Genomic DNA, 18,170 nt, shown 5'->3' on the forward strand with positions numbered 1-18,170 from the left:
CGACCCGCTACGACAAGACCGCCGAGTCCTACCAGGCAGCTGTCACCCTCGCCTCGCTCCTGATGTGGGCGTGACATTTGAAGACAACTCCTAGGCCCTCGGCAGAATGGCAGCCATGACCAGTCGTTCCTGCCCCTGCGGGCTTCCCGAGCCGTACGCGAAGTGCTGCGGGCGCTTCCACCGCGGTGAGGCCGCTGCGCCGTCCGCCGAGGCGCTGATGCGGTCGCGGTACTGCGCCTTCGTGAAGGAGGACGAGCGGTATCTGCTGAGGACCTGGCATCCGCGAACGCGGCCTGCGCGGGTGGAGTTCGACCCCGGGATGCGGTGGACGGGGCTGGAGATTCTCGGTTCGAGTCAGGGGTCGGCGTTCCACTCCGTGGGGACCGTGACGTTCCGGGCCTCCTACCGGGGCGGCTCGCTGCACGAGCGCAGCCGCTTCGAGCGGGTCGACGGGGCGTGGGTGTACGTGGACGGCGACTTTCTCGACCAGTAGAAGGGGACTGCCTCTACCAGTAGAGCCGCTGGGGCCTACGGCGCCAGGATGTCCAGCTCCTGCAGTGCGCCGACCGTGATCTCGCGGGTGAGCTCCTCGGCGCGGGCCGCGTCGCCTTCCCGTACGGCCTCCGCGACCTGGACGTGCAGGGTGACGGCGGCGGGGTCGGGGTCCTCGAACATGACCTCGTGGTGGGTACGGCCCGCCAGGACCTCCGCGACGACGTCACCGAGACGGGCGAACATCTCGTTGCCCGACGCGTTGAGAATCACCCGGTGGAAGGCGACGTCGTGAACGAGATACGCCTCCAGCTGGTGCCCGCGTGACGTGGCGACCATGCCCAGGGCGCACTCGGTGAGTTCGGCGCACTGCTCGGCCGTGGCATGCCGGGCGGCCAGGCCCGCGGCGATCGGCTCGACGGCGGAGCGCAGCACGGTGAGTGAACGCAGCTGGTGGGGGCGGTCGGCGCCCGCCAGCCGCCAGCGGATGACCTGAGGGTCGTAGACGTTCCACTCGGATTTGGGGCGGACCGTGACGCCTACGCGGCGGCGGGACTCGACGAGGTGCATGGATTCGAGCACCCGGACAGCCTCGCGCATCACGGAGCGCGATACCTCGAAGCGCTGCGCGAGTTCGTCCGTGCGCAGCACGCTGCCGGGCGGGTACTCCCCCGCCGTGATCGCCGGCCCGAGGGTTTCCAGTACATGTCCGTGCAGCCCCCGGCCCCGTGTGGTCATGGGGTCAGCGTACGAGGCCATCGCCAGGAACAAAAAGTCAGACTTATATGTCACAGACTCTTGAATTCGTCGTACCTAATGAGTTTCAGTGTCGTCGACATCAGATGTCGATGAAGACGATGAAGACAGCGAGAGCACGATGCAGCTGACGCGTACCCCCCATGTCGTCGTGGTCATGGGCGTGGCAGGAACCGGCAAGACCACCATCGGTCCCCTGCTCGCGGCCCGGCTCGGCGTTCCGTACGCCGAGGGCGACGACTTCCACCCGCAGGCCAACATCGCCAAGATGACGGCCGGCACACCGCTGACCGACGAGGACCGTTGGCCGTGGCTGGACGCGATCGGCGCCTGGGCGCACGAGCGGGCCGGACTCGGCGGAGTGGTCAGCAGCTCGGCGCTGAAGCGCAGTTACCGGGACCGGCTGCGGGCAGCGGCACCCGGAGTCGTGTTCGTGCACCTCACCGGTGATCGCAAGCTCATCGAGGACCGGATGTCGCACCGCCAGGGGCACTTCATGCCGACAGCGCTCCTGGACTCCCAGTTCGCCACCCTGCAGCCGCTGGAGGCGGACGAGGCGGGTGTCGCCGTGGACGTGTCGGGCGGCCCCGAGGAGATCACCGAGCGGGCCGTTGCCGCGCTCCAGGGGCTCGCCCAGCCCTCGCAGTAACCCTTCGCCGTACCCCTGTCCCCTTCGTACCTTTCTCAAGCAAGGGATCAACCGTGACCAGACTCAGCGCCGAGATGCTGGCAGCGGACGCCGTCGAGCCGATCACCTCGGCAGGCCATGCTCAGCTGGGCATCGCCGTGCTGGCGGGCATCGCCGTCATCGTCCTGCTCATCACCAAGTTCAAGCTGCACGCGTTCCTGGCCCTGACCATCGGCTCGCTCGCCCTCGGCGCGTTCGCCGGGGCCCCGCTCGACAAGACCATCGTCAGCTTCACGACCGGGCTCGGCTCGACCGTCGCCGGCGTCGGTGTACTGATCGCGCTGGGCGCGATCCTCGGCAAGCTGCTCGCCGACTCCGGCGGCGCCGACCAGATAGTCGACACGATCCTCGCCAAGGCGGGCGGGCGCGCCATGCCGTGGGCGATGGTGCTGATCGCCTCCGTGATCGGTCTGCCGCTGTTCTTCGAGGTCGGCATCGTGCTGCTGATCCCGGTGGTTCTGATGGTCGCCAAGCGCGGCAACTACTCCCTGATGCGCATCGGCATCCCGGCACTGGCCGGTCTGTCCGTGATGCACGGTCTGATCCCGCCGCACCCCGGTCCGCTGGTCGCGATCGACGCGGTCAAGGCCAACCTCGGCATCACGCTCGCGCTCGGTGTCCTGGTCGCCATCCCGACGGTGATCATCGCCGGTCCGCTCTTCTCGCGGTACGCGGCCCGCTGGGTCGACGTCCCCGCCCCCGACCGGATGATCCCGACCCGCGCCTCCGAGGACCTGGCGAAGCGCCCCGGCTTCGGCGCCACCCTCGCCACGATGCTGCTGCCGGTCATCCTGATGCTGTCCAAGGCCCTGGTCGACATCATCGTCGACGACCCCACCGACCATGTGCAGCGCGTCTTCGACGTCATCGGCGCGCCGCTGATCGCCCTGCTCGCGGCCGTCATCGTCGGTATGTTCACGCTGGGCCGCGCGGCCGGCTTCACCAAGGACCGCCTCGCGACGACCGTCGAGAAGTCCCTCGCCCCGATCGCGGGCATCCTGCTGATCGTCGGCGCGGGCGGCGGCTTCAAGCAGACCCTGATCGACTCCGGTGTGGGCCAGATGATCCTGGACATCTCCAAGGACTGGTCGATCCCCGCGCTGCTGCTCGCCTGGCTGATCGCGGTGGCCATCCGGCTCGCCACCGGTTCGGCGACCGTCGCGACCATCTCGGCGGCCGGTCTCGTGGCACCCCTCGCGGCCGACATGTCGACCGCGCACACCTCCCTCCTCGTCCTGGCCATCGGCGCGGGCTCGCTCTTCTTCAGCCACGTGAACGACGCCGGCTTCTGGCTGGTCAAGGAGTACTTCGGACTGAACGTCGGCCAGACCATCAAGACCTGGTCGGTGATGGAGACGATCATCTCGGTGGTCGGCGGAGGACTGGTCCTGCTGCTGTCCCTCGTGATCTAGGAGTAGACGGATGAGTCACCCGCTCTTCGACATCAGCGGCCGTACGGCTCTCGTCACCGGCTCCAGCCGCGGCATCGGGCTCGCGCTGGCGCGCGGTCTCGCGGAGGCCGGCTGCACGGTCGTCCTCAACGGGCGCGACCCCGAACGGCTCACCAAGGCCGCCTCGGAGCTGCCAGGTGACGTCCACACCGCGGTGTTCGACGTCACCGACGGGCCCTCGGTGGCCGGCGGAATAGCCGACGTCGAGGAGCGGGTGGGCCCGCTCGACATCCTCGTCAACAACGCGGGCATGCAACTGCGCGCCCCGCTCCTGGAGTTCACGGACGCGGACTGGCACCGCATCCTGAACACCAACCTGACGAGCGCGTTCCTGGTGGGCCGTGAGGCCGCGCGGCGGATGACCGAACGCGGCCACGGCAAGATCGTCAACATCTGCTCGCTGCAGAGCGAGGTCGTCCGCCCGGGCATCGCCCCCTACGCGGCCACCAAGGGCGCGCTGAAGATGCTCACCAAGGGCATGTGCGCGGACTGGGGCCCGCACGGCGTGCAGGTCAACGGGCTCGGCCCCGGCTACATCGAGACCGAGCTCACCAGACCGCTGGTGGACGACGAGGAGTTCAGCGCCTGGGTGCGGCGGCGCACCCCGGCCGGGCGGTGGGGGCGTACCGACGACCTGGTCGGCGGCGTGCTCTTCCTCGCCTCTCCCGCTGCGGACTTCGTCAGCGGGCAGGTGCTGTACGTCGACGGCGGCATGACGAGTGTGCTCTGAGAGGGAGTCGGCGATGCTCGGTTGCGTGATCCACGGCCAGGGCGACCTGCGGGTCGACGAACTGCCCGTGCCCTCCCCCGGTCCCGGCCAGGCGCTCGTCGCCGTCCGGTACGGCGGGGTGTGCGGGTCCGACCTGCACTACTGGCGGCACGGCGGGGTCGGTGACTTCCGGCTGCGGGAGCCGATGGTGCTGGGCCACGAGGTCGTCGGGACGGTGGTCTCGTACGGTGACTGGGCCTCAGGTCCCGTGCCGGGAACGGCCGTTGCCGTGCACCCGGCCACTGCGTGCGGGGTCTGTCCCGAGTGCGTCGACGGCCGCGCCAACGTGTGCCGTGACACCCGCTACCTGGGCAGCGCGGCGCGCACGCCGCACGTCCAGGGCGGTTTCGCGGCCCAAGTCGTGGTCCCGGCAGGCCAGTTGCGGACGTTGCCCGCGGGCCTGGACCTCCAGCGGGCCGCGCTCGCCGAGCCGTTGTCCGTCGCACTGCACGCGGTGCGACGGGCCGGGGCCGTCGCCGACCGCCATGTGCTGGTGACGGGCGCCGGGCCCATCGGCTGCCTCGTGGTGGCCGCCGCGAAGGCCGCGGGCGCCGCGCGGGTCACGGTCACGGATCTGCTGCCGCGAGCGCTGTCGTACGCCGTCTCGGCCGGCGCGGACGCGGTCGTACGGGCCGACGATCCCGCCGATCCCGCCTGGCCCCGCGAGGTCGACGTCGCCATCGAGGCGTCCGGTGTCGCCGCGGGCCTCGACACCTGCCTCCGCCTGGTGCGGCGCGGCGGCGTCGTCGTACAGCTGGGCATGCTGCCGCCCGGGCAGAGCCCGTTCGCGGGGAACCTGGTGGTGAGCCGGGAGATCGAGCTGCGAGGTGCGTTCCGCTTCGACGGGGAGTTCGACGACGCGATCGCGCTGCTCGCGGTCGAGTCCTCGTTCGACGGCCTCGTCAGCGCGGTGGTCCCCGTACGGGAGGCGGAGTCGGCCTTCGCTCTCGCCGCCGACCGGAGCAAGTCCTGCAAGGTGCTGCTGGATTTCGCCTCCTGAGCGCTCCTGCGGCTGCTTTCGCATCCTGAGCACTTCCTGCGGCTGCTTTCGCATCCTGAGCACTTCCTACGACTGCTTTCGCATCCTCGGCGAGATGTCTTCCCGGACGGCATCGGCGGTTCCGTCATGAGCCCCCGAGGACCACGCGCGGCCACCGAGCCTGAGCGGCGACGCGCACGGCGCGATCGCAACCGGCGGCGGTGCTGCACCAGCGGGTCCAGCGCGGGCCGCGAGGGTGCATCGGCACGTCCGGGTGGCCGCGCCGATGCTGCCGGCGGCGCGCTCAGGGCCGCCAGAGGCGATGCTCGCTCTCCGCCCACTCCCGGCTCACCGACCCCGTCCGCAGCCCCTCCCGGGCCTCCGGATCGCCCAGTGCCATGCCGATGTGGCCCGCGAGGACGATGCCGATCGTCAGAGCCAGCCAGTCGTGCACGAAGGTCGCGCTGGTGCGCCACATCAGAGGCGTGAGGTGGGTGAACCACATCAACAGGCCCGTGCCCAGCATCACCAGTGAGGCCCCGGCGATCCAGGCCGCGTAGATCTTCTGCCCGGCGTTGAACTTGCCCGCCGGGCGGGACTCCGGGCTCTTGTCGCGACGCAGCGCCGCGCGCAGCCACACCCGGTCGTGCGGCCCGAAGCGGTTCAGGAATCCCAGGTCGGCGCGGAAGGCGCGAGAGGCCAGGCCCGCCAGGACGGGCACCGGGAGCAGCACGCCCGCCACTTCGTGGATCCTGACCACGAGCTCCCGGCGGCCGACGAGTTCGGCGAGCTGGGGAATGTAGAGGCAGGCCGCGGTGGCCACGCACACGCCCATCAGCAGGGCGGTCGCACGGTGCACCCAGTGCTCGGCGCGGTTGAAGCGCCGCACCCGGGCGGAGCGCGGGGACACGGCCGGGGTGTCGTCAACTCGTGGGTGCATCGTCGCGTCCGTTCGAGCGGCCGACCCACGCGTCCACGTCGTAGCCCCGGTCCTCCCAGTAACCGGGACGGACGTCCTCGGTGACGGTGATGCCGGAGAGCCACTTGGCGGACTTGTAGAAGTACATGGGGGCTACGTAGAGGCGGACGGGGCCGCCGTGGTTGTGGCCGAGGGGCTTGTCCTGCATGCGCAGGGCCACCAGGACGTCGGCGCGGCGGGCCTGCCGCAGCGTGAGGCTCTCCGTGTACGTCCCGTCGAAGCAGGTGAACCGGATCGCCCCGGCCGAGGAGCGCACCCCCGCGGCGTCCAGCAGCCGGGACAGGCGTACGCCCTCGAAGGGTGTGCCCGGCACCCGCCAGCCCGTGACGCACTGGACGTCGTGCACGAGGCGGGTCTGGGGCAGGGCTCGCAGCTCGGCGAGGGTGTAGGACCTGGGGTGGTCGACCAGGCCGTCGATGGTGAGGCGGTAGTTCGTCTCATTCTTGTGGGGGACGGAGGACGCCACCGAGTAGTAGCGGAAGCCGCCGCCGTTGGGCAGCAGACCGGTGAGGCCCGTGGGGTCCTTCTCGGAGGCGCCGGCGAGGAAGGATTCGAGGCCGCGCTGGAGCGGTGGCGCGGCGATCACACCGAGCGCGCCGAGTCCGAGCGTGCCGAGCAGCACCCGGCGGCCGATCGGCGCCCCACGCTCCTCGGGCCGCTCCGGACCCCGGTCGGGGGGAGTTCGCTCCTCGGACCGCTCGGGACTTCGCTCTTCGGGTCGCTCCCGGGCACGCTCGTCGGATCGCTCCGGTTCGCGCTCCTCGGGCTGTTCAGGGTTCACACACTGATTCGAGCACCCGCGACCCCCAAAAGGCCAGCGGCGGCGGGTGCCCGTCAGCGTTCCGTAATCACTTCTTACGTGCCGTTCGGCAGGCGTGCTCCAGGCAGGCCGCTTCAGGACGCGGACTCGGCCGCCTTGTCCAGCTGGAACGCCTCGTTGCCCAGCCCGATCCGGGCGTGCGCCCCGGGCTTGCGGGCGCGCAGCACCAGGCCCTGGACCACGCCGATGACCAGCGCGGCCCCGATGATGCCGGGCAGCAGCCAACTCAGCGAGGAGCCGGGGCCCGCGCCGACGAGGACGTCGAAGTCCTTGACCGTGTAGACCGCGATGACGAGCAGCGCGACGCCCGCGACGGCGGAGGTGGCGAGGCGCCAGGCCTGGGCCCGCGCGGCGCCCCGGCGGGCGAAGAAGACGATGACGGAGAGCGAGGCGGCGGCCATCAGCACGATGACGCCGAGCGCGCCGATGTTGCCGCCCCAGGTGAACAGGTGCAGCACGGGTGCGGTCGGGTCGCCGGTCGGCTTGTCGTCGGCGACCGCGAAGGCGATCACGAACACCAGGGACACGGCGGTCTGCAGCAGGGAGCCGGTGCCGGGGGCACCGCTGGTGCCGGTCGTCCGGCCGAAGGCAGCGGGCAGCAGTCCCTCGCGGCCCATGGCGAAGGCGTAGCGCGCGACGACGTTGTGGAAGCTGAGCATCGCCGCGAACATGCCGGTCACGAACAAGACGTGCAGGACGTCCGTGAAGGTGCCGCCGAGCCGCGACTCGGTGAGGAAGAAGAGCAGGCCCGCGCTCTGCTTCTGGGAGGCGCCGACGATCCCGGAGGGGCCGGTGGCCACGGTGAGCGCCCAGCAGCTGAGCGCGAAGAAGACGGCGACACCGGCGACGGCGAGGAACATCACGCGCGGCACGAGGATGTGCGGCCGGCTGGTCTCCTCCGCGTACACGGGGGCCTGTTCGAAGCCGAGGAAGGCTGCGATGCAGAAGCAGAGCGCGGTGCCGACCCCGGCGCCGGTGAGGGTGTCCGGGTTGAAGGCGTGCAGCGACAGGCCCTGCTTCGCCGGGTCGGCGACCGCGGCGATGTCGAAGATGACGACGAGGGCCACCTCGATGATCAGCAGCACGCCCAGCACGCGCGCGTTGACGTCGATCTTCAGCCAGCCGAGCGCGCCGACGACGAGCACGGCCACCAACGCCGGTATCCACCAGGCGATTTCGAGGTCCAGGTAGGTGGAGAACAGCCCGGACACCTCGAAGCCGAAGATGCCGTAGATGCCGACCTGGAGGGAGTTGTACGCGACGAGGGCGACCAGCGCCGCTCCCGCGCCGGCGGTGCCGCCGAGGCCGCGTGAGATGTACGCGTAGAAGGCGCCCGCATTGTGGACGTGCCGGCTCATCTCGGCGTACCCGACGCTGAAGAGCACCAGGACGACGCCGAGGATGACGAAGAGCAGCGGCTGTCCGACGATGCCCATCACCGCGAATGTGGTGGGCATGACACCCGCGACCACCATGAGCGGGGCGGTCGCCGCGAGGACGGACAGCAGCAGACCGCCCGTGCCCAGCCGGTCGGCGCGCAGGGCGCGCTCCTGTCCCTTGAAGGTGCTGATGCCGCCGCCGTCGGCGGCCGGTCTGCCCGTGTTCGACGTACTCGATGTGCTCGAACTGCCCGTCGTCATCGCGGGGTTGTCCTTTCGGATGTTCGGATCTCGGGGGTGTTCGGGGGTCTGGATCGGTCGCGCGCGGTCGTTCACACCGTGCCGAGCGCGCTGTCGCGAGCGGCACGGAAGGCTTTGTACGGGTCGCGGTCCGGGTACGACCACGGCACCGGGGTGGCGTGCTCTCCGATGCGGTGGAACAGGGCGGCCGCCTCGGCGCCCCGGCCCTCGCAGAACTTCGCGTGGGCGAGGAAGTTGAGGTCGACGAAGCGGCGCGGGTGGTCGTCGCGTTCCCACTCCAGCCACCAGTCGAAGGCGGCCTTCATCACCTGGCGGGCCCGGCGACCGACCCAATGCCCGGAAGCGACCGGATCGGCGGGCTCACTGCCCACGGTGGCGAGCACGCGGTAGCGCTCGGCGTGCGCGACGACCGGGAGGATGGCGAGCGGCGAGTCGGCGGGGGCCTGTTCGGCGGCCCAGTTGGCGAAGTCGTACACCTCGTGCAGCGGGTCCTGGCCCGCTTCGGCGCGACGTTCGGCGAGCCGGGCGACCATCAGATGGTGGGCGTGGTGGTGATCGGGGTAGCGGTGACGCACCTCGTCGAAGAGCTGGACCACATCGTCCTCGGTGCCGAGGGAGCGCTCCAGGACGAGCAGGCCGAGCCAAGGGGTGGGGTCGGCGGGCGCGAGTGCCGCGGCGGCGTTGCAGGCGTCGCGGGCGCGCTCCGGGCGCTCCTTGCCCTTCAGGGCGCGCTGGACGGCGGCGCAGCCGAGGAGTACGGCGGCGTCGGCGGACTCCGGTTCGGCGAGCTGCCAGTCGCGGGCCCAGGCGAGCGCGGCGGACTCCTGCGCGAGGACGGTGACGCGATGACCACGCCGATCCCAGTCGTCGCCGGTCGCGGCGAGCAGTGCGCGGACCGCGGTCCATCGCCCTTGGTTCAACGAGGCGCGCGCGGCAACGAGTTCGGCGTCGTCGAGCGCGGCGTCGAAGGCCTGGGCCGCGCGCTTGCGACCGCGGCCGAGGGGAGGCGGGGGTGGTGACACCGCGGGTCTTCCTCACAGGCGCGGCTCGTCAGGAGTCGATCACGCACAGCAAACCCGCAGCCAAGGGTTCGCGTCAAGGGCCGACCGATTCGCTACACGTGTCAACTCGCCTTGCGGGCCGTGGAGTTGAACCCGCGACCCGCCGCGCCGACGGGGATGTGTGACGCCCGGGCTCAGCCCACCGCCTTGGCCGCCGCCCGCCCCGCCGTACGCCCGGAGAACAGGCAGCCGCCCAGGAACGTACCTTCGAGGGACCGGTAGCCGTGCACCCCGCCGCCGCCGAACCCGGCGGCCTCTCCGGCGGCGTACACGCCCTCCAGCGGATCACCGCCCTCGGTCAGCACACGCGAGGAGAGGTCGGTTTCCAGCCCGCCGAGGGACTTGCGGGTGAGGATGTTGAGGCGGACGGCGATCAGCGGGCCCGCCTTGGGGTCGAGGATGCGGTGCGGTGCTGCGGTACGGATCAGCTTGTCGCCCAGGAACCTGCGGGCCCCGTGCATCGCGGTCACCTGAAGGTCCTTGGTGAACGGGTTGGCGATCTCCCGGTCGCGCTCGACGATCACGCGGCGCAGCTCCGCCTCCTCGATGAGCGGCTCCTTGGTGAGCGCATTCATCCCGCGTACGAGCGCGCCGAGGTCCTTCTCGACGACGAAGTCCACGCCGTTGTCCATGAACGCCTTGACCGGCCCCGGCACATCGGCGCGCGCCCGCCCGATGACGTCTTTGACGGACTTCCCCGTGAGGTCGGGGTTCTGCTCCGAGCCGGAGAGCGCGAACTCCTTGCCGATGATCTTCTGGTCGAGCACGAACCAGGTGTAGTCGTACCCGGTCCGCATGATGTGTTCGAGCGTGCCGAGCGTGTCGAAGCCGGGGAACAACGGCACCGGCAGCCGGTTGCCACGCGCGTCGAGCCACAGGGAGGAGGGGCCGGGGAGGATGCGGATGCCGTGGTTGGCCCAGATGGGGTTCCAGTTCTGGATGCCCTCGGTGTAGTGCCACATGCGGTCGCGATTGATGAGGTGCGCGCCCGCCTCCTCGGCGATCCCGAGCATCCTGCCGTCGACGTGCGCGGGAACGCCGGAGATCATCCGCTCGGGCGGAGTGCCCAGCCGCTCCGGCCAGTTGGCGCGCACCAGGTCGTGGTTGCCACCGATGCCGCCCGACGTGACGATCACCGCCTGGGCCTTGAGCTCGAAGGCACCGGTGACCGCGCGGCTGCTGGCCTGACCGCGCTCGATGCCGGACGGCTCCAGGATCTCGCCGGTGACCGTGTCGACGGATCCCGCGCTGCGCGAGAGGCCGGTGACGCGGTGGCGGAACTTCAGCTGCACGAGGCCGCGGGCGACGCCGGCCCGCACCCGCCGCTCGAAGGGCGCGACCAGGCCGGGCCCGGTCCCCCACGTGATGTGGAAGCGGGGCACCGAGTTCCCGTGCCCGCCCGCGTCGTAGCCGCCGCGCTCGGCCCAGCCCACCACCGGGAAGAAGCGCACGCCCTGCCGATGCAGCCAGGAACGCTTCTCACCGGCCGCAAAGTCGACATAGGCCTCGGCCCATCGACGTGGCCAGTGGTCCTCGGGCCGGTCGAAGGCGGCCGTGCCCATCCAGTCCTGGAGGGCGAGCGCGTGGCTGTCCTTGATCCGCAGGCGGCGCTGCTCGGGCGAGTCGACGAAGAAGAGCCCGCCGAAGGACCAGTGCGCCTGGCCGCCGATCGACTGCTCCGGCTCCTGGTCGAGGAGGATCACCTTGCGGCCCGCGTCGACGAGCTCCGCGGTCGCCGCGAGCCCCGCGAGGCCCGCTCCGATCACGATCACATCTGCGTCGTAGGCCATGGGCCCGTCCTCTCGGCATTCCGACTGGTCGGATCGGTGTCCTCATGAGGGACCCTCACAAAGTTCCTCATAGCGGTGGTCATGAGGTTTGTCACGAACCGATCGGCACCGTCGCGGGTTGATGAGACATTGGTGGTGGTTGACCGCGCTGGTCGGCCGCACCTTGTTACTGATCGGTCAGATCCTTCGGCAAGAAGAGTGACGGAGTCAACTGCCTGGTTCCGGGTACTCCTGGGGGCAGGCCCCGGCCCTTGGCACTACAGTCGGCGGATACGCAACCGTGGCCCGTCCGACGTCTCGAGGTACACAGCGTGTCGGTTCTCGTTCTGATCCTTGCCGTGAGCGCGGCCTGCTGTCTGGGCTTCGGCTTCGTGCTCCAGCAGAACGCCGCCTCGCACGCGCCACTGAGCGACTTCCTCTCCCCCCGTCTGTTGCTCGACCTGATCCGGGTCCCCCGGTGGCTGGGCGGCATCGGGCTCATGGTGTGCGGCATGGTCCTCGGCGCGATCGCCCTGGGCAAGGGCGAGATCTCCCTGGTGGAACCGCTCCTCGCGACAAACCTGCTCTTCGCGCTCGCGCTCTCCCGCCACCAGACCAAGCAGGCGCTCGGGCGGCAGGGCTGGACCGGGCTCGCGCTGCTCGCGGGCGGCGTCACGGCCTTCATCGTGGCCGGTCAGCCGCAGGGCGGCGACGCCGTCACCGATCCGCTGCGGCACTGGCTGATCATCGGGATCATGGTCGGCCTCGCGCTGCTGCTCACCACCTACGCCAAGCGGTCCCGGCTGAGCTCCGGGCCCGTGCTGCTCTCGCTGGCCGCGGGGCTGCTGTACGGCGTCCAGGACGCGCTCACCCGGGTCAGCGGGCAGCGGTTCAGTGCCGGCGGCTGGAGCGAGCTGCTCACCGGCTGGCAGCCGTACGCGGTGCTGGCGCTCGGCGTGACGGGCCTGGTCCTGGTCCAGAGCGCCTTCGAGACCGCACCGCTGCGGATGTCACTGCCCGCGCTCACCGCGGCCCAGCCGCTGGCCGGGATCATCTGCGGGGTGGGTTTTCTCGGCGACCAGCTGCGTACGGACGCGGGGGCGCTCGCCTGGCAGGCGGCGGGACTCGCGTCCATCGTGGCGGGGATCGTGCTGCTGGGGCTGCATCCGGCGATGCCGGCCGGGACGGTGGAGGCCGAGCCGTCGCGGGATCTTCAGCGGCATTGAGGGTGCCGGTCCCGCCAACCGGGGCGGTGCCGCTCGCGCGCGGCTCGGGGCTGCTTGGATGGGGGCATGAGCGTGGAGGGGAATGCGGGCACGAACGCGGCCGGGGGCACGAGTCCCGCCGACGAGATCCTCGACATCGTCGACGAGAACGACCAGGTCATCGGCCAGTCCCCGCGCGGGGAGGCGTATGCGCACGGTCTGCGCCACCGGTGCGTGTTCATTCAGGCCCAGGATGCCGGAGGCCGGGTCTTCGTCCATCGCCGGACGTCTACGAAGCTGGTCTTCCCCTCCCTCTACGACATGTTCGTCGGCGGAGTCGTCGGGGCGGGTGAGTCCTACGACGACGCGGCGCTCCGCGAGGCCGAGGAGGAACTCGGCGTCTCCGGACTGCCGCGGCCCGTCCCCCTCTTCAAGTTCCTGTACGACAACGGCGCCGGTCAGAGCTGGTGGTCGGCCGTGTACGAGGTGCGCTGCGAGCTCCCGGTGAACCCTCAGGTCGAGGAGGTCGCCTGGCACGACTTCCTCTCCGAGGAGGAGGTGGAGCGGCGGCTGGGCGAGTGGACCTGGGTGCCGGACGGCCTGGCCGCGTACGAGCGGCTGCGGGACTACCGGGCGACGGACTGATCCACCGGCCGCGGGCCACCCGCGAGCGCGTCGGCCAGGGCCCGCTCCTGGTCCTCGGTGATGCGCGGCCCGAGCTCCATGGTTCTAGCCGGTGACGCAGGAACATCCATGGCCCGGACCGTAACGGGCGGCACTGACAACGGCCCGCGCCGGGCGCCCCGGTAGGGTCCAGCACGTGATCGAACTCGTGCGGAATGTCCGGCTGTGGTTCGCACCCCAGGAGGTTCGCAAGGAAGGCGGGACGCCCGACTACCGGTTCTCGTTGGCGAACGAGCGGACCTTTCTGGCCTGGCTGCGCACCGCTCTCGCGCTGATCGGCGGCGGATTCGCGGTGGACCAGTTCCTGCCCGATCTCCGGTGGGGCTGGCGCGTCGGTCTGGCCCTGGCCCTGCTGGGCGCGGGCGTGCTCTGCTCCCTGCGCGCCGTCAATCACTGGATCCGCTGCGAGCAGGCCATGCGGAGAGGCGAAGACCTGCCGGTGTCCCGCTTCCCGGCCCTGCTGAGCATCGCCGTCGCGATCGTCGCCGTCGCGATGGTCGTCGTCGTACTCGTCGGCTGGGCAGGATGACCGGGCCCACCCGGGAGCGCGACCCGGGCCTGCAGCCGGAACGTACGCGGCTCGCGTGGCGCCGTACGACCCTCTCCAGCACCGTCGCCGCCGTGCTCGCCACGAAGACCGCCCTGCACGGCCGCTCGGTGGCCGGCGTCGTCGCGTGCGCCGTCTGCTGCGCACTCTGGCTGGGCTTCCTGGCCCTCGCCCATCGTCGTATCCGTGTGCTCGCGGCTGCCGGCACGGACGGCCCCCCGGCACTCACGCCCCGCCACGCGACGGCGGCGACCCTCTGCACGATCGCGCTGGCTGTGTGCGCGGCGGCACTCGTGTTCTGAGGATGAGGCGGGGTTCGGGCCGCCTCGGAGGGGACCGGGGTTCGATCCGCCTCCAAGGGGACCGGGGTTCGGTCCCCTCCGAGGGTGAGCGGGGGTTGAGGCTTCTGAGGACGGCCCGGGCTCAGTCCGCCCAGTCCACCGTCACCACGATCTTTCCCCGCGTGTGCCCCTCCGCGCTCAGCCGATGCGCATCCGCCGCCCGTTCCAGCGGGAACGTCTCGCAGACATGGACCGAGACGACGCCCTGCTCGGCGAGGTCGCACAGGCTCTGAAGATCGTGCGGGTTCGGGCGGACGAAGTGGTAGCGGCCGCCGAAGCCGACCACGTCGGGGTCGGCGATGGAGGCCAGCCTGCCTTCGGGGGCCAGCAGCTCGGCGGACATCTTCATCGTGTCGCCGCCGATCGTGTCGAAAACCGCGTTCACACCCTCCGGCGCGAGGGCCCGTACGCGCTCGGCGAGACCCTCCCCGTGGCTGACGGGCTCGCCGCCCAGGGACCGTACGAAATCGTGGTTCGACTCGCTCGCCGTGCCGATCACGCGCGCCCCCAGGTGGCGGGCGAGCTGGACCGCGATCGAGCCGACGCCGCCCGCGGCCGCGTGGACGAGGACGGTGTCGCCCGCCGTCACGTCGAGGACCTTGGTGAACATCTGGTACGCGGTGAGCCCCGCCAGCGGCAGGCCTGCCGCCTGCTCGAAGGAGAGGTTCAGCGGTTTGCGGGCGAGGGTGCGCACCGGGGCCGCGACGTACTCGGCGAAGGTGCCGCGCGAGAGGAAGTCCTCCCGGGCGTACGCGACGACCTCGTCGCCGACCGCGAACTCCGTGACGGACGCCCCGGGCTGGACGACCACGCCGGACACGTCCCAGCCGGGGATCACCGGGAAGACGGGGTCCAGGATCCCGTCCAGGTAGCCCTCGCGGCACTTCCAGTCGACGGGGTTCACGGACGCCGCGCGCACCTTCACCAGGACGGAGTCGGGTCCCACCTTGGGGTCCCGGACGTCTCCGTACTCCAGTACGTCGGGCCCGCCGTACCGGCTGTAGCTGATCGCCTTCATGCCCTCGACCCTCTGGGCTACTCGCACGGCACGCAAGCCGGAATAGCCAGAATTACTACAGTTTGCGGCGTTAGCCTGACTCCCCCTTCCACGCCACTTCCGAAAGCGAGCAGCATGACCACCCTTCACCAGGAACACCCCACCCACGAGCACACCCATGGACCGAGCTGCGGTCACACCGAGGTGCGGCACGGGGACCACGTCGACTACGCGCACGACGGCCATCTGCACCGCGAGCACGACGGGCACTGGGACGAGTGCGAGCCGAACGGTCACCTCGCCCACGACGGGCACGGCCACCAGCACGGCGAGGACTGCGGGCACCCCGCCGTCGCGCACGGCGACCACCTCGACTATCTGCACGACGGTCACCGGCACGCCTCGCACGACGGCCACTGGGACGACCACTAGGACGACCCGATCGGCGTCTCGCTCCGGGATCCGCACCATCGGAGCGAGACGCCGATCACGTTTGGCGCACTCTCTGGACGACATACCGACTGGTCGGCATCATGGTCATGTCCCGTTTTCGTGTGCGTAGGAGCAATGATGAGCCCAGACCACCCGCCAGGTCTCGATCTCGACCAGTTGCGCGGCCTGCTCGACCGTGAGCGGCCCGGGCTGGTGAACGGCCCCCTGACCGGCCGGCTGATCGAAGGCGGACGGTCCAACCTCACGTACGCGCTCACCGACGGCACCGCGAAATGGGTGGTACGCCGGCCTCCGCTGGGCCACGTGCTGGCCACCGCGCACGACATGAAGCGCGAGCACCGGGTGATCAACGCACTGCACCCGACGGCCGTGCCGGTACCCCGCCCGGTGCTGCTGTGCGAGGACGAGTCGGTGCTCGGCGCGCCCTTCTACGTCATGGAGTTCGTGGAGGGCACGCCCTACCGCACGGCCCAGCAGCTCGCCCCGCTCGGCCCGGAGCGCACCCGCGACGCCGTCCTCGGGCTCGTGGACACGCTGGTCGAGCTGCACTCGGTGGACCCCGCCGAGGTGGGCCTCGCGGACTTCGGCCGGCCCGAGGGCTTCCTCGACCGGCAGCTGCGCCGCTGGGGCAAGCAGCTGGACGCCTCCAGGAACCGCGACCTCGCGGGGATCGACGAGTTGCACGCGGCCCTGGGGCGCGCGCTGCCGCACTCCCCCGCGCCCTCCGTCGTGCACGGCGACTACCGGCTCGACAACGTGCTGATCGGCACCGACGACCGGATCAAGGCCATCCTGGACTGGGAGATGTCCACGCTCGGCGATCCGCTCACCGACCTGGGGCTGCTGGTGATGTACAGCGCCCCGCTCGATCTCCCCGACTCCCCCATCAGCACGACCGCTTCGGCCGCCGGGCACCCGGACCCGGCCGAGATCGTCGAGCGGTACGCCGCGCGCTCGGGGCGCGATGTGACCGCCGTCTCCTGGTACACCGCGTTCGCCTGGTTCAAGCTCGCCGTGATCCTGGAGGGCATCCACTATCGCTACACGCTCGGCCAGACCGTCGGCGCGGGCTTCGACCGTATCGGTGAACTGGTCCCCTTCTTCATCGAGCACGGCCTGACCACCCTCCAGGAAGGCTGATCCGCCATGGACTTCGCATTCGACGCGCGCACCGAGGAGCTGCGCCAGAAGCTGCTCGCCTTCATGGACGAGTACGTCTATCCGGCGGAGGCCGTCGCCGAGGAGCAGCGCGCGCAGCTGGTCTCGCCGTGGGACACGCCCGCCGTGGTCGGGAAGTTGAAGGCCGAGGCCCGCAGACAGGGCCTGTGGAACCTGTTCCTCCCCGACTCCGAGCACGGTGCCGGGCTCACCAACCTCCAGTACGCCCCTCTCGCCGAGATCACGGGACGTAGCCCGCACTTGGCGCCCACCGCGCTGAACTGCGCCGCGCCGGACACCGGCAACATGGAGGTGCTCGCGCAGTTCGGCGACGAGCAGCAGAAGAAGCAGTGGCTGGAGCCGCTGCTCGCCGGTGAGATCCGCTCGGCGTTCGCGATGACCGAGCCCGAGGTGGCCTCCTCCGACGCCACGAACATCACCACGCACATCCAGCGGGACGGCGACGAGTACGTCATCACCGGCCGCAAGTGGTACATCTCCGGGGCGATGAACCCCGACTGCAAGATCTTCATCGTGATGGGCAAGACGGACCCGGAAGGCGCGGACATCCGCCGCCAGCAGTCCATGGTGCTCGTCCCCCGTGACACCCCGGGTCTCGAAGTCCGGCGCGCCATGCAGGTGTACGGGTACGAGGACCACTCCCACGGCGGGCACGCCGAGGTCGTGTTCGACCACGTCCGGGTGCCCGTGAGCAACCTGGTCGGCGAAGAGGGCGGCGGCTTCGCCATCGCCCAGGCGCGGCTCGGGCCCGGGCGGATCCACCACTGCATGCGGCTGATCGGCATGGCCGAGCGGGCGATCGAGCTGATGTGCCGCCGGGCCGTGTCCCGTACGGCCTTCGGCAAGCCGCTCGCCCAGCAGGGCGTGGTCCAGAACTGGATCGCCGACGCGCGCGTGGCGGTCGAGCAGCTCCGGCTGCTGGTCCTCAAGACCGCCTGGATGATGGACACCGTCGGCAACAAGGGCGCCCACACCGAGATCCAGGCCATCAAGATCGCCACGCCGCGTACGGTCGTCGACATCCTCGACAAGGCCGTCCAGTTGCACGGTGCGGGTGGTGTCAGTCAGGACTTCCCGCTCGCCGAACTCTGGGCGAGTGCGCGGACGCTGAAGCTCGCGGACGGGCCGGACGAGGTCCATCAGCGCTCGCTGGCGCGGCGGGAGATCAAGAAGTACGTGTGAGTCGGGCGGCGGGGGCGGGATTCTTTCGCCCCCTCCGCTAAAAGATCGCGCAGTTCCCCGCGCCCCTGTAGGGGCGCGGGGAACTGCGCGATCAGCCCCCACCCACCCGCAACCGAAAGGCTGACAGGGACGGGCAGGGGCGGCGGGGGCGCAAGAACGCCCCCCCCCCCCAGGGCGG

20 protein-coding genes are annotated in these 18,170 nt (G+C 70.7%); 12 read left to right on the forward strand and 8 right to left on the reverse strand.

The features are described 5' to 3' along the window. Positions 1-115 precede the first annotated feature (115 nt). Entirely contained in the window at positions 116-493 is a 378-nt protein-coding gene (locus tag ACIBK0_RS50140; protein ID WP_399096662.1) for a YchJ family protein, read from the forward strand. 35 nt (positions 494-528) lie between these two features. Here the strand turns inward: ACIBK0_RS50140 and ACIBK0_RS50145 are convergent, their stop codons facing one another. Next, positions 529-1,230 (reverse strand): FadR/GntR family transcriptional regulator, encoded by a 702-nt coding sequence (locus tag ACIBK0_RS50145; protein WP_399096665.1) that lies wholly within the window; start codon positions 1,228-1,230, stop codon positions 529-531. A 139-nt stretch (positions 1,231-1,369) separates the two neighbouring features. On the opposite strand from ACIBK0_RS50145, the gene ACIBK0_RS50150 reads away from it, so the two are divergent. The 4 genes from ACIBK0_RS50150 to ACIBK0_RS50165 are packed head-to-tail and all read left to right on the forward strand — an operon-like array spanning position 1,370 to position 5,156. Beyond that, positions 1,370-1,897: a gluconokinase gene (locus ACIBK0_RS50150; protein WP_399096668.1), complete on the forward strand. Its 528-nt coding sequence runs from the start codon at positions 1,370-1,372 to the stop codon at positions 1,895-1,897. A gap of 53 nt (positions 1,898-1,950) precedes the next feature. Beyond that, positions 1,951-3,348, forward strand: coding sequence for a gluconate:H+ symporter (locus tag ACIBK0_RS50155; RefSeq protein WP_399096671.1), 1,398 nt, complete (start codon positions 1,951-1,953; stop codon positions 3,346-3,348). A 10-nt stretch (positions 3,349-3,358) separates the two neighbouring features. Then, a complete protein-coding gene (locus ACIBK0_RS50160) occupies positions 3,359-4,117 on the forward strand; it encodes an SDR family oxidoreductase (RefSeq protein WP_399096674.1) in 759 nt (252 codons plus the stop codon). A gap of 13 nt (positions 4,118-4,130) precedes the next feature. Then, entirely contained in the window at positions 4,131-5,156 is a 1,026-nt protein-coding gene (locus ACIBK0_RS50165; protein WP_399096677.1) for an L-idonate 5-dehydrogenase, read from the forward strand. A gap of 283 nt (positions 5,157-5,439) precedes the next feature. On the opposite strand, the gene ACIBK0_RS50170 is transcribed toward ACIBK0_RS50165, so the two are convergent. From ACIBK0_RS50170 to ACIBK0_RS50190, 5 genes are all read right to left on the reverse strand, one after another. Beyond that, a complete protein-coding gene (locus ACIBK0_RS50170; RefSeq protein WP_399096680.1) occupies positions 5,440-6,075 on the reverse strand; it encodes a cytochrome b/b6 domain-containing protein in 636 nt (211 codons plus the stop codon). Continuing rightward, on the reverse strand, positions 6,059-6,895 hold the full coding sequence (locus ACIBK0_RS50175; protein ID WP_399096683.1) for a molybdopterin-dependent oxidoreductase: 837 nt from the start codon (positions 6,893-6,895) through the stop codon (positions 6,059-6,061). The genes ACIBK0_RS50170 and ACIBK0_RS50175 overlap by 17 nt, the downstream gene beginning before the upstream one ends. 113 nt (positions 6,896-7,008) lie before the next feature. Next, complete coding sequence (locus ACIBK0_RS50180; RefSeq protein ID WP_399096686.1) at positions 7,009-8,574, reverse strand: APC family permease; 1,566 nt, start codon at positions 8,572-8,574, stop codon at positions 7,009-7,011. Positions 8,575-8,645: 71 nt separating this feature from the next. Next, complete coding sequence (locus ACIBK0_RS50185; protein ID WP_399096689.1) at positions 8,646-9,596, reverse strand: hypothetical protein; 951 nt, start codon at positions 9,594-9,596, stop codon at positions 8,646-8,648. A 173-nt stretch (positions 9,597-9,769) separates the two neighbouring features. Further along, a complete protein-coding gene (locus ACIBK0_RS50190) occupies positions 9,770-11,425 on the reverse strand; it encodes an FAD-binding dehydrogenase (RefSeq protein ID WP_399096691.1) in 1,656 nt (551 codons plus the stop codon). Between the two features lie 311 nt (positions 11,426-11,736). On the opposite strand from ACIBK0_RS50190, the gene ACIBK0_RS50195 reads away from it, so the two are divergent. Both ACIBK0_RS50195 and ACIBK0_RS50200 read left to right on the forward strand, forming a co-directional pair. After that, positions 11,737-12,630 (forward strand): DMT family transporter, encoded by an 894-nt coding sequence (locus tag ACIBK0_RS50195; RefSeq protein ID WP_399096694.1) that lies wholly within the window; start codon positions 11,737-11,739, stop codon positions 12,628-12,630. A gap of 66 nt (positions 12,631-12,696) precedes the next feature. After that, positions 12,697-13,254 carry an NUDIX hydrolase gene (locus ACIBK0_RS50200; protein ID WP_399096697.1) on the forward strand — a complete coding sequence of 186 codons (558 nt, stop codon included), beginning with the start codon at positions 12,697-12,699 and terminating at the stop codon, positions 13,252-13,254. On the opposite strand, the gene ACIBK0_RS50205 is transcribed toward ACIBK0_RS50200, so the two are convergent. Continuing rightward, complete coding sequence (locus tag ACIBK0_RS50205; RefSeq protein ID WP_399096700.1) at positions 13,236-13,364, reverse strand: hypothetical protein; 129 nt, start codon at positions 13,362-13,364, stop codon at positions 13,236-13,238. The genes ACIBK0_RS50200 and ACIBK0_RS50205 overlap by 19 nt on opposite strands. A gap of 65 nt (positions 13,365-13,429) precedes the next feature. Between ACIBK0_RS50205 and ACIBK0_RS50210 the strand changes: the two genes are divergently transcribed. Both ACIBK0_RS50210 and ACIBK0_RS50215 read left to right on the forward strand, forming a co-directional pair. Then, complete coding sequence (locus ACIBK0_RS50210) at positions 13,430-13,822, forward strand: YidH family protein (RefSeq protein ID WP_399096703.1); 393 nt, start codon at positions 13,430-13,432, stop codon at positions 13,820-13,822. Next, positions 13,819-14,142, forward strand: coding sequence for a DUF202 domain-containing protein (locus tag ACIBK0_RS50215; protein ID WP_399096706.1), 324 nt, complete (start codon positions 13,819-13,821; stop codon positions 14,140-14,142). Before ACIBK0_RS50210 ends, ACIBK0_RS50215 begins: the two co-directional genes overlap by 4 nt. Positions 14,143-14,263: 121 nt before the next feature. Here the strand turns inward: ACIBK0_RS50215 and ACIBK0_RS50220 are convergent, their stop codons facing one another. Next, positions 14,264-15,199, reverse strand: a complete 936-nt coding sequence (locus ACIBK0_RS50220) for an NADP-dependent oxidoreductase (protein WP_399096709.1) — start codon at positions 15,197-15,199, stop codon at positions 14,264-14,266. A gap of 114 nt (positions 15,200-15,313) precedes the next feature. On the opposite strand from ACIBK0_RS50220, the gene ACIBK0_RS50225 reads away from it, so the two are divergent. The 3 genes from ACIBK0_RS50225 to ACIBK0_RS50235 all read left to right on the forward strand — a co-directional run bounded on the left by ACIBK0_RS50225 (position 15,314) and on the right by ACIBK0_RS50235 (position 17,992). After that, positions 15,314-15,610 carry a hypothetical protein gene (locus ACIBK0_RS50225; RefSeq protein ID WP_399096712.1) on the forward strand — a complete coding sequence of 99 codons (297 nt, stop codon included), beginning with the start codon at positions 15,314-15,316 and terminating at the stop codon, positions 15,608-15,610. 138 nt (positions 15,611-15,748) lie between these two features. Then, the gene (locus ACIBK0_RS50230; protein WP_399096715.1) at positions 15,749-16,771 is read left to right on the forward strand and encodes a phosphotransferase family protein; all 1,023 of its coding nucleotides are present in this window, start codon (positions 15,749-15,751) and stop codon (positions 16,769-16,771) included. 6 nt (positions 16,772-16,777) lie between these two features. Further along, positions 16,778-17,992 (forward strand): acyl-CoA dehydrogenase family protein, encoded by a 1,215-nt coding sequence (locus ACIBK0_RS50235; protein WP_399096718.1) that lies wholly within the window; start codon positions 16,778-16,780, stop codon positions 17,990-17,992. Positions 17,993-18,170: the final 178 nt, after the last annotated feature.

This window comes from Streptomyces sp. NPDC050564, assembly GCF_044457265.1.
Classification (GTDB): domain Bacteria; phylum Actinomycetota; class Actinomycetes; order Streptomycetales; family Streptomycetaceae; genus Streptomyces.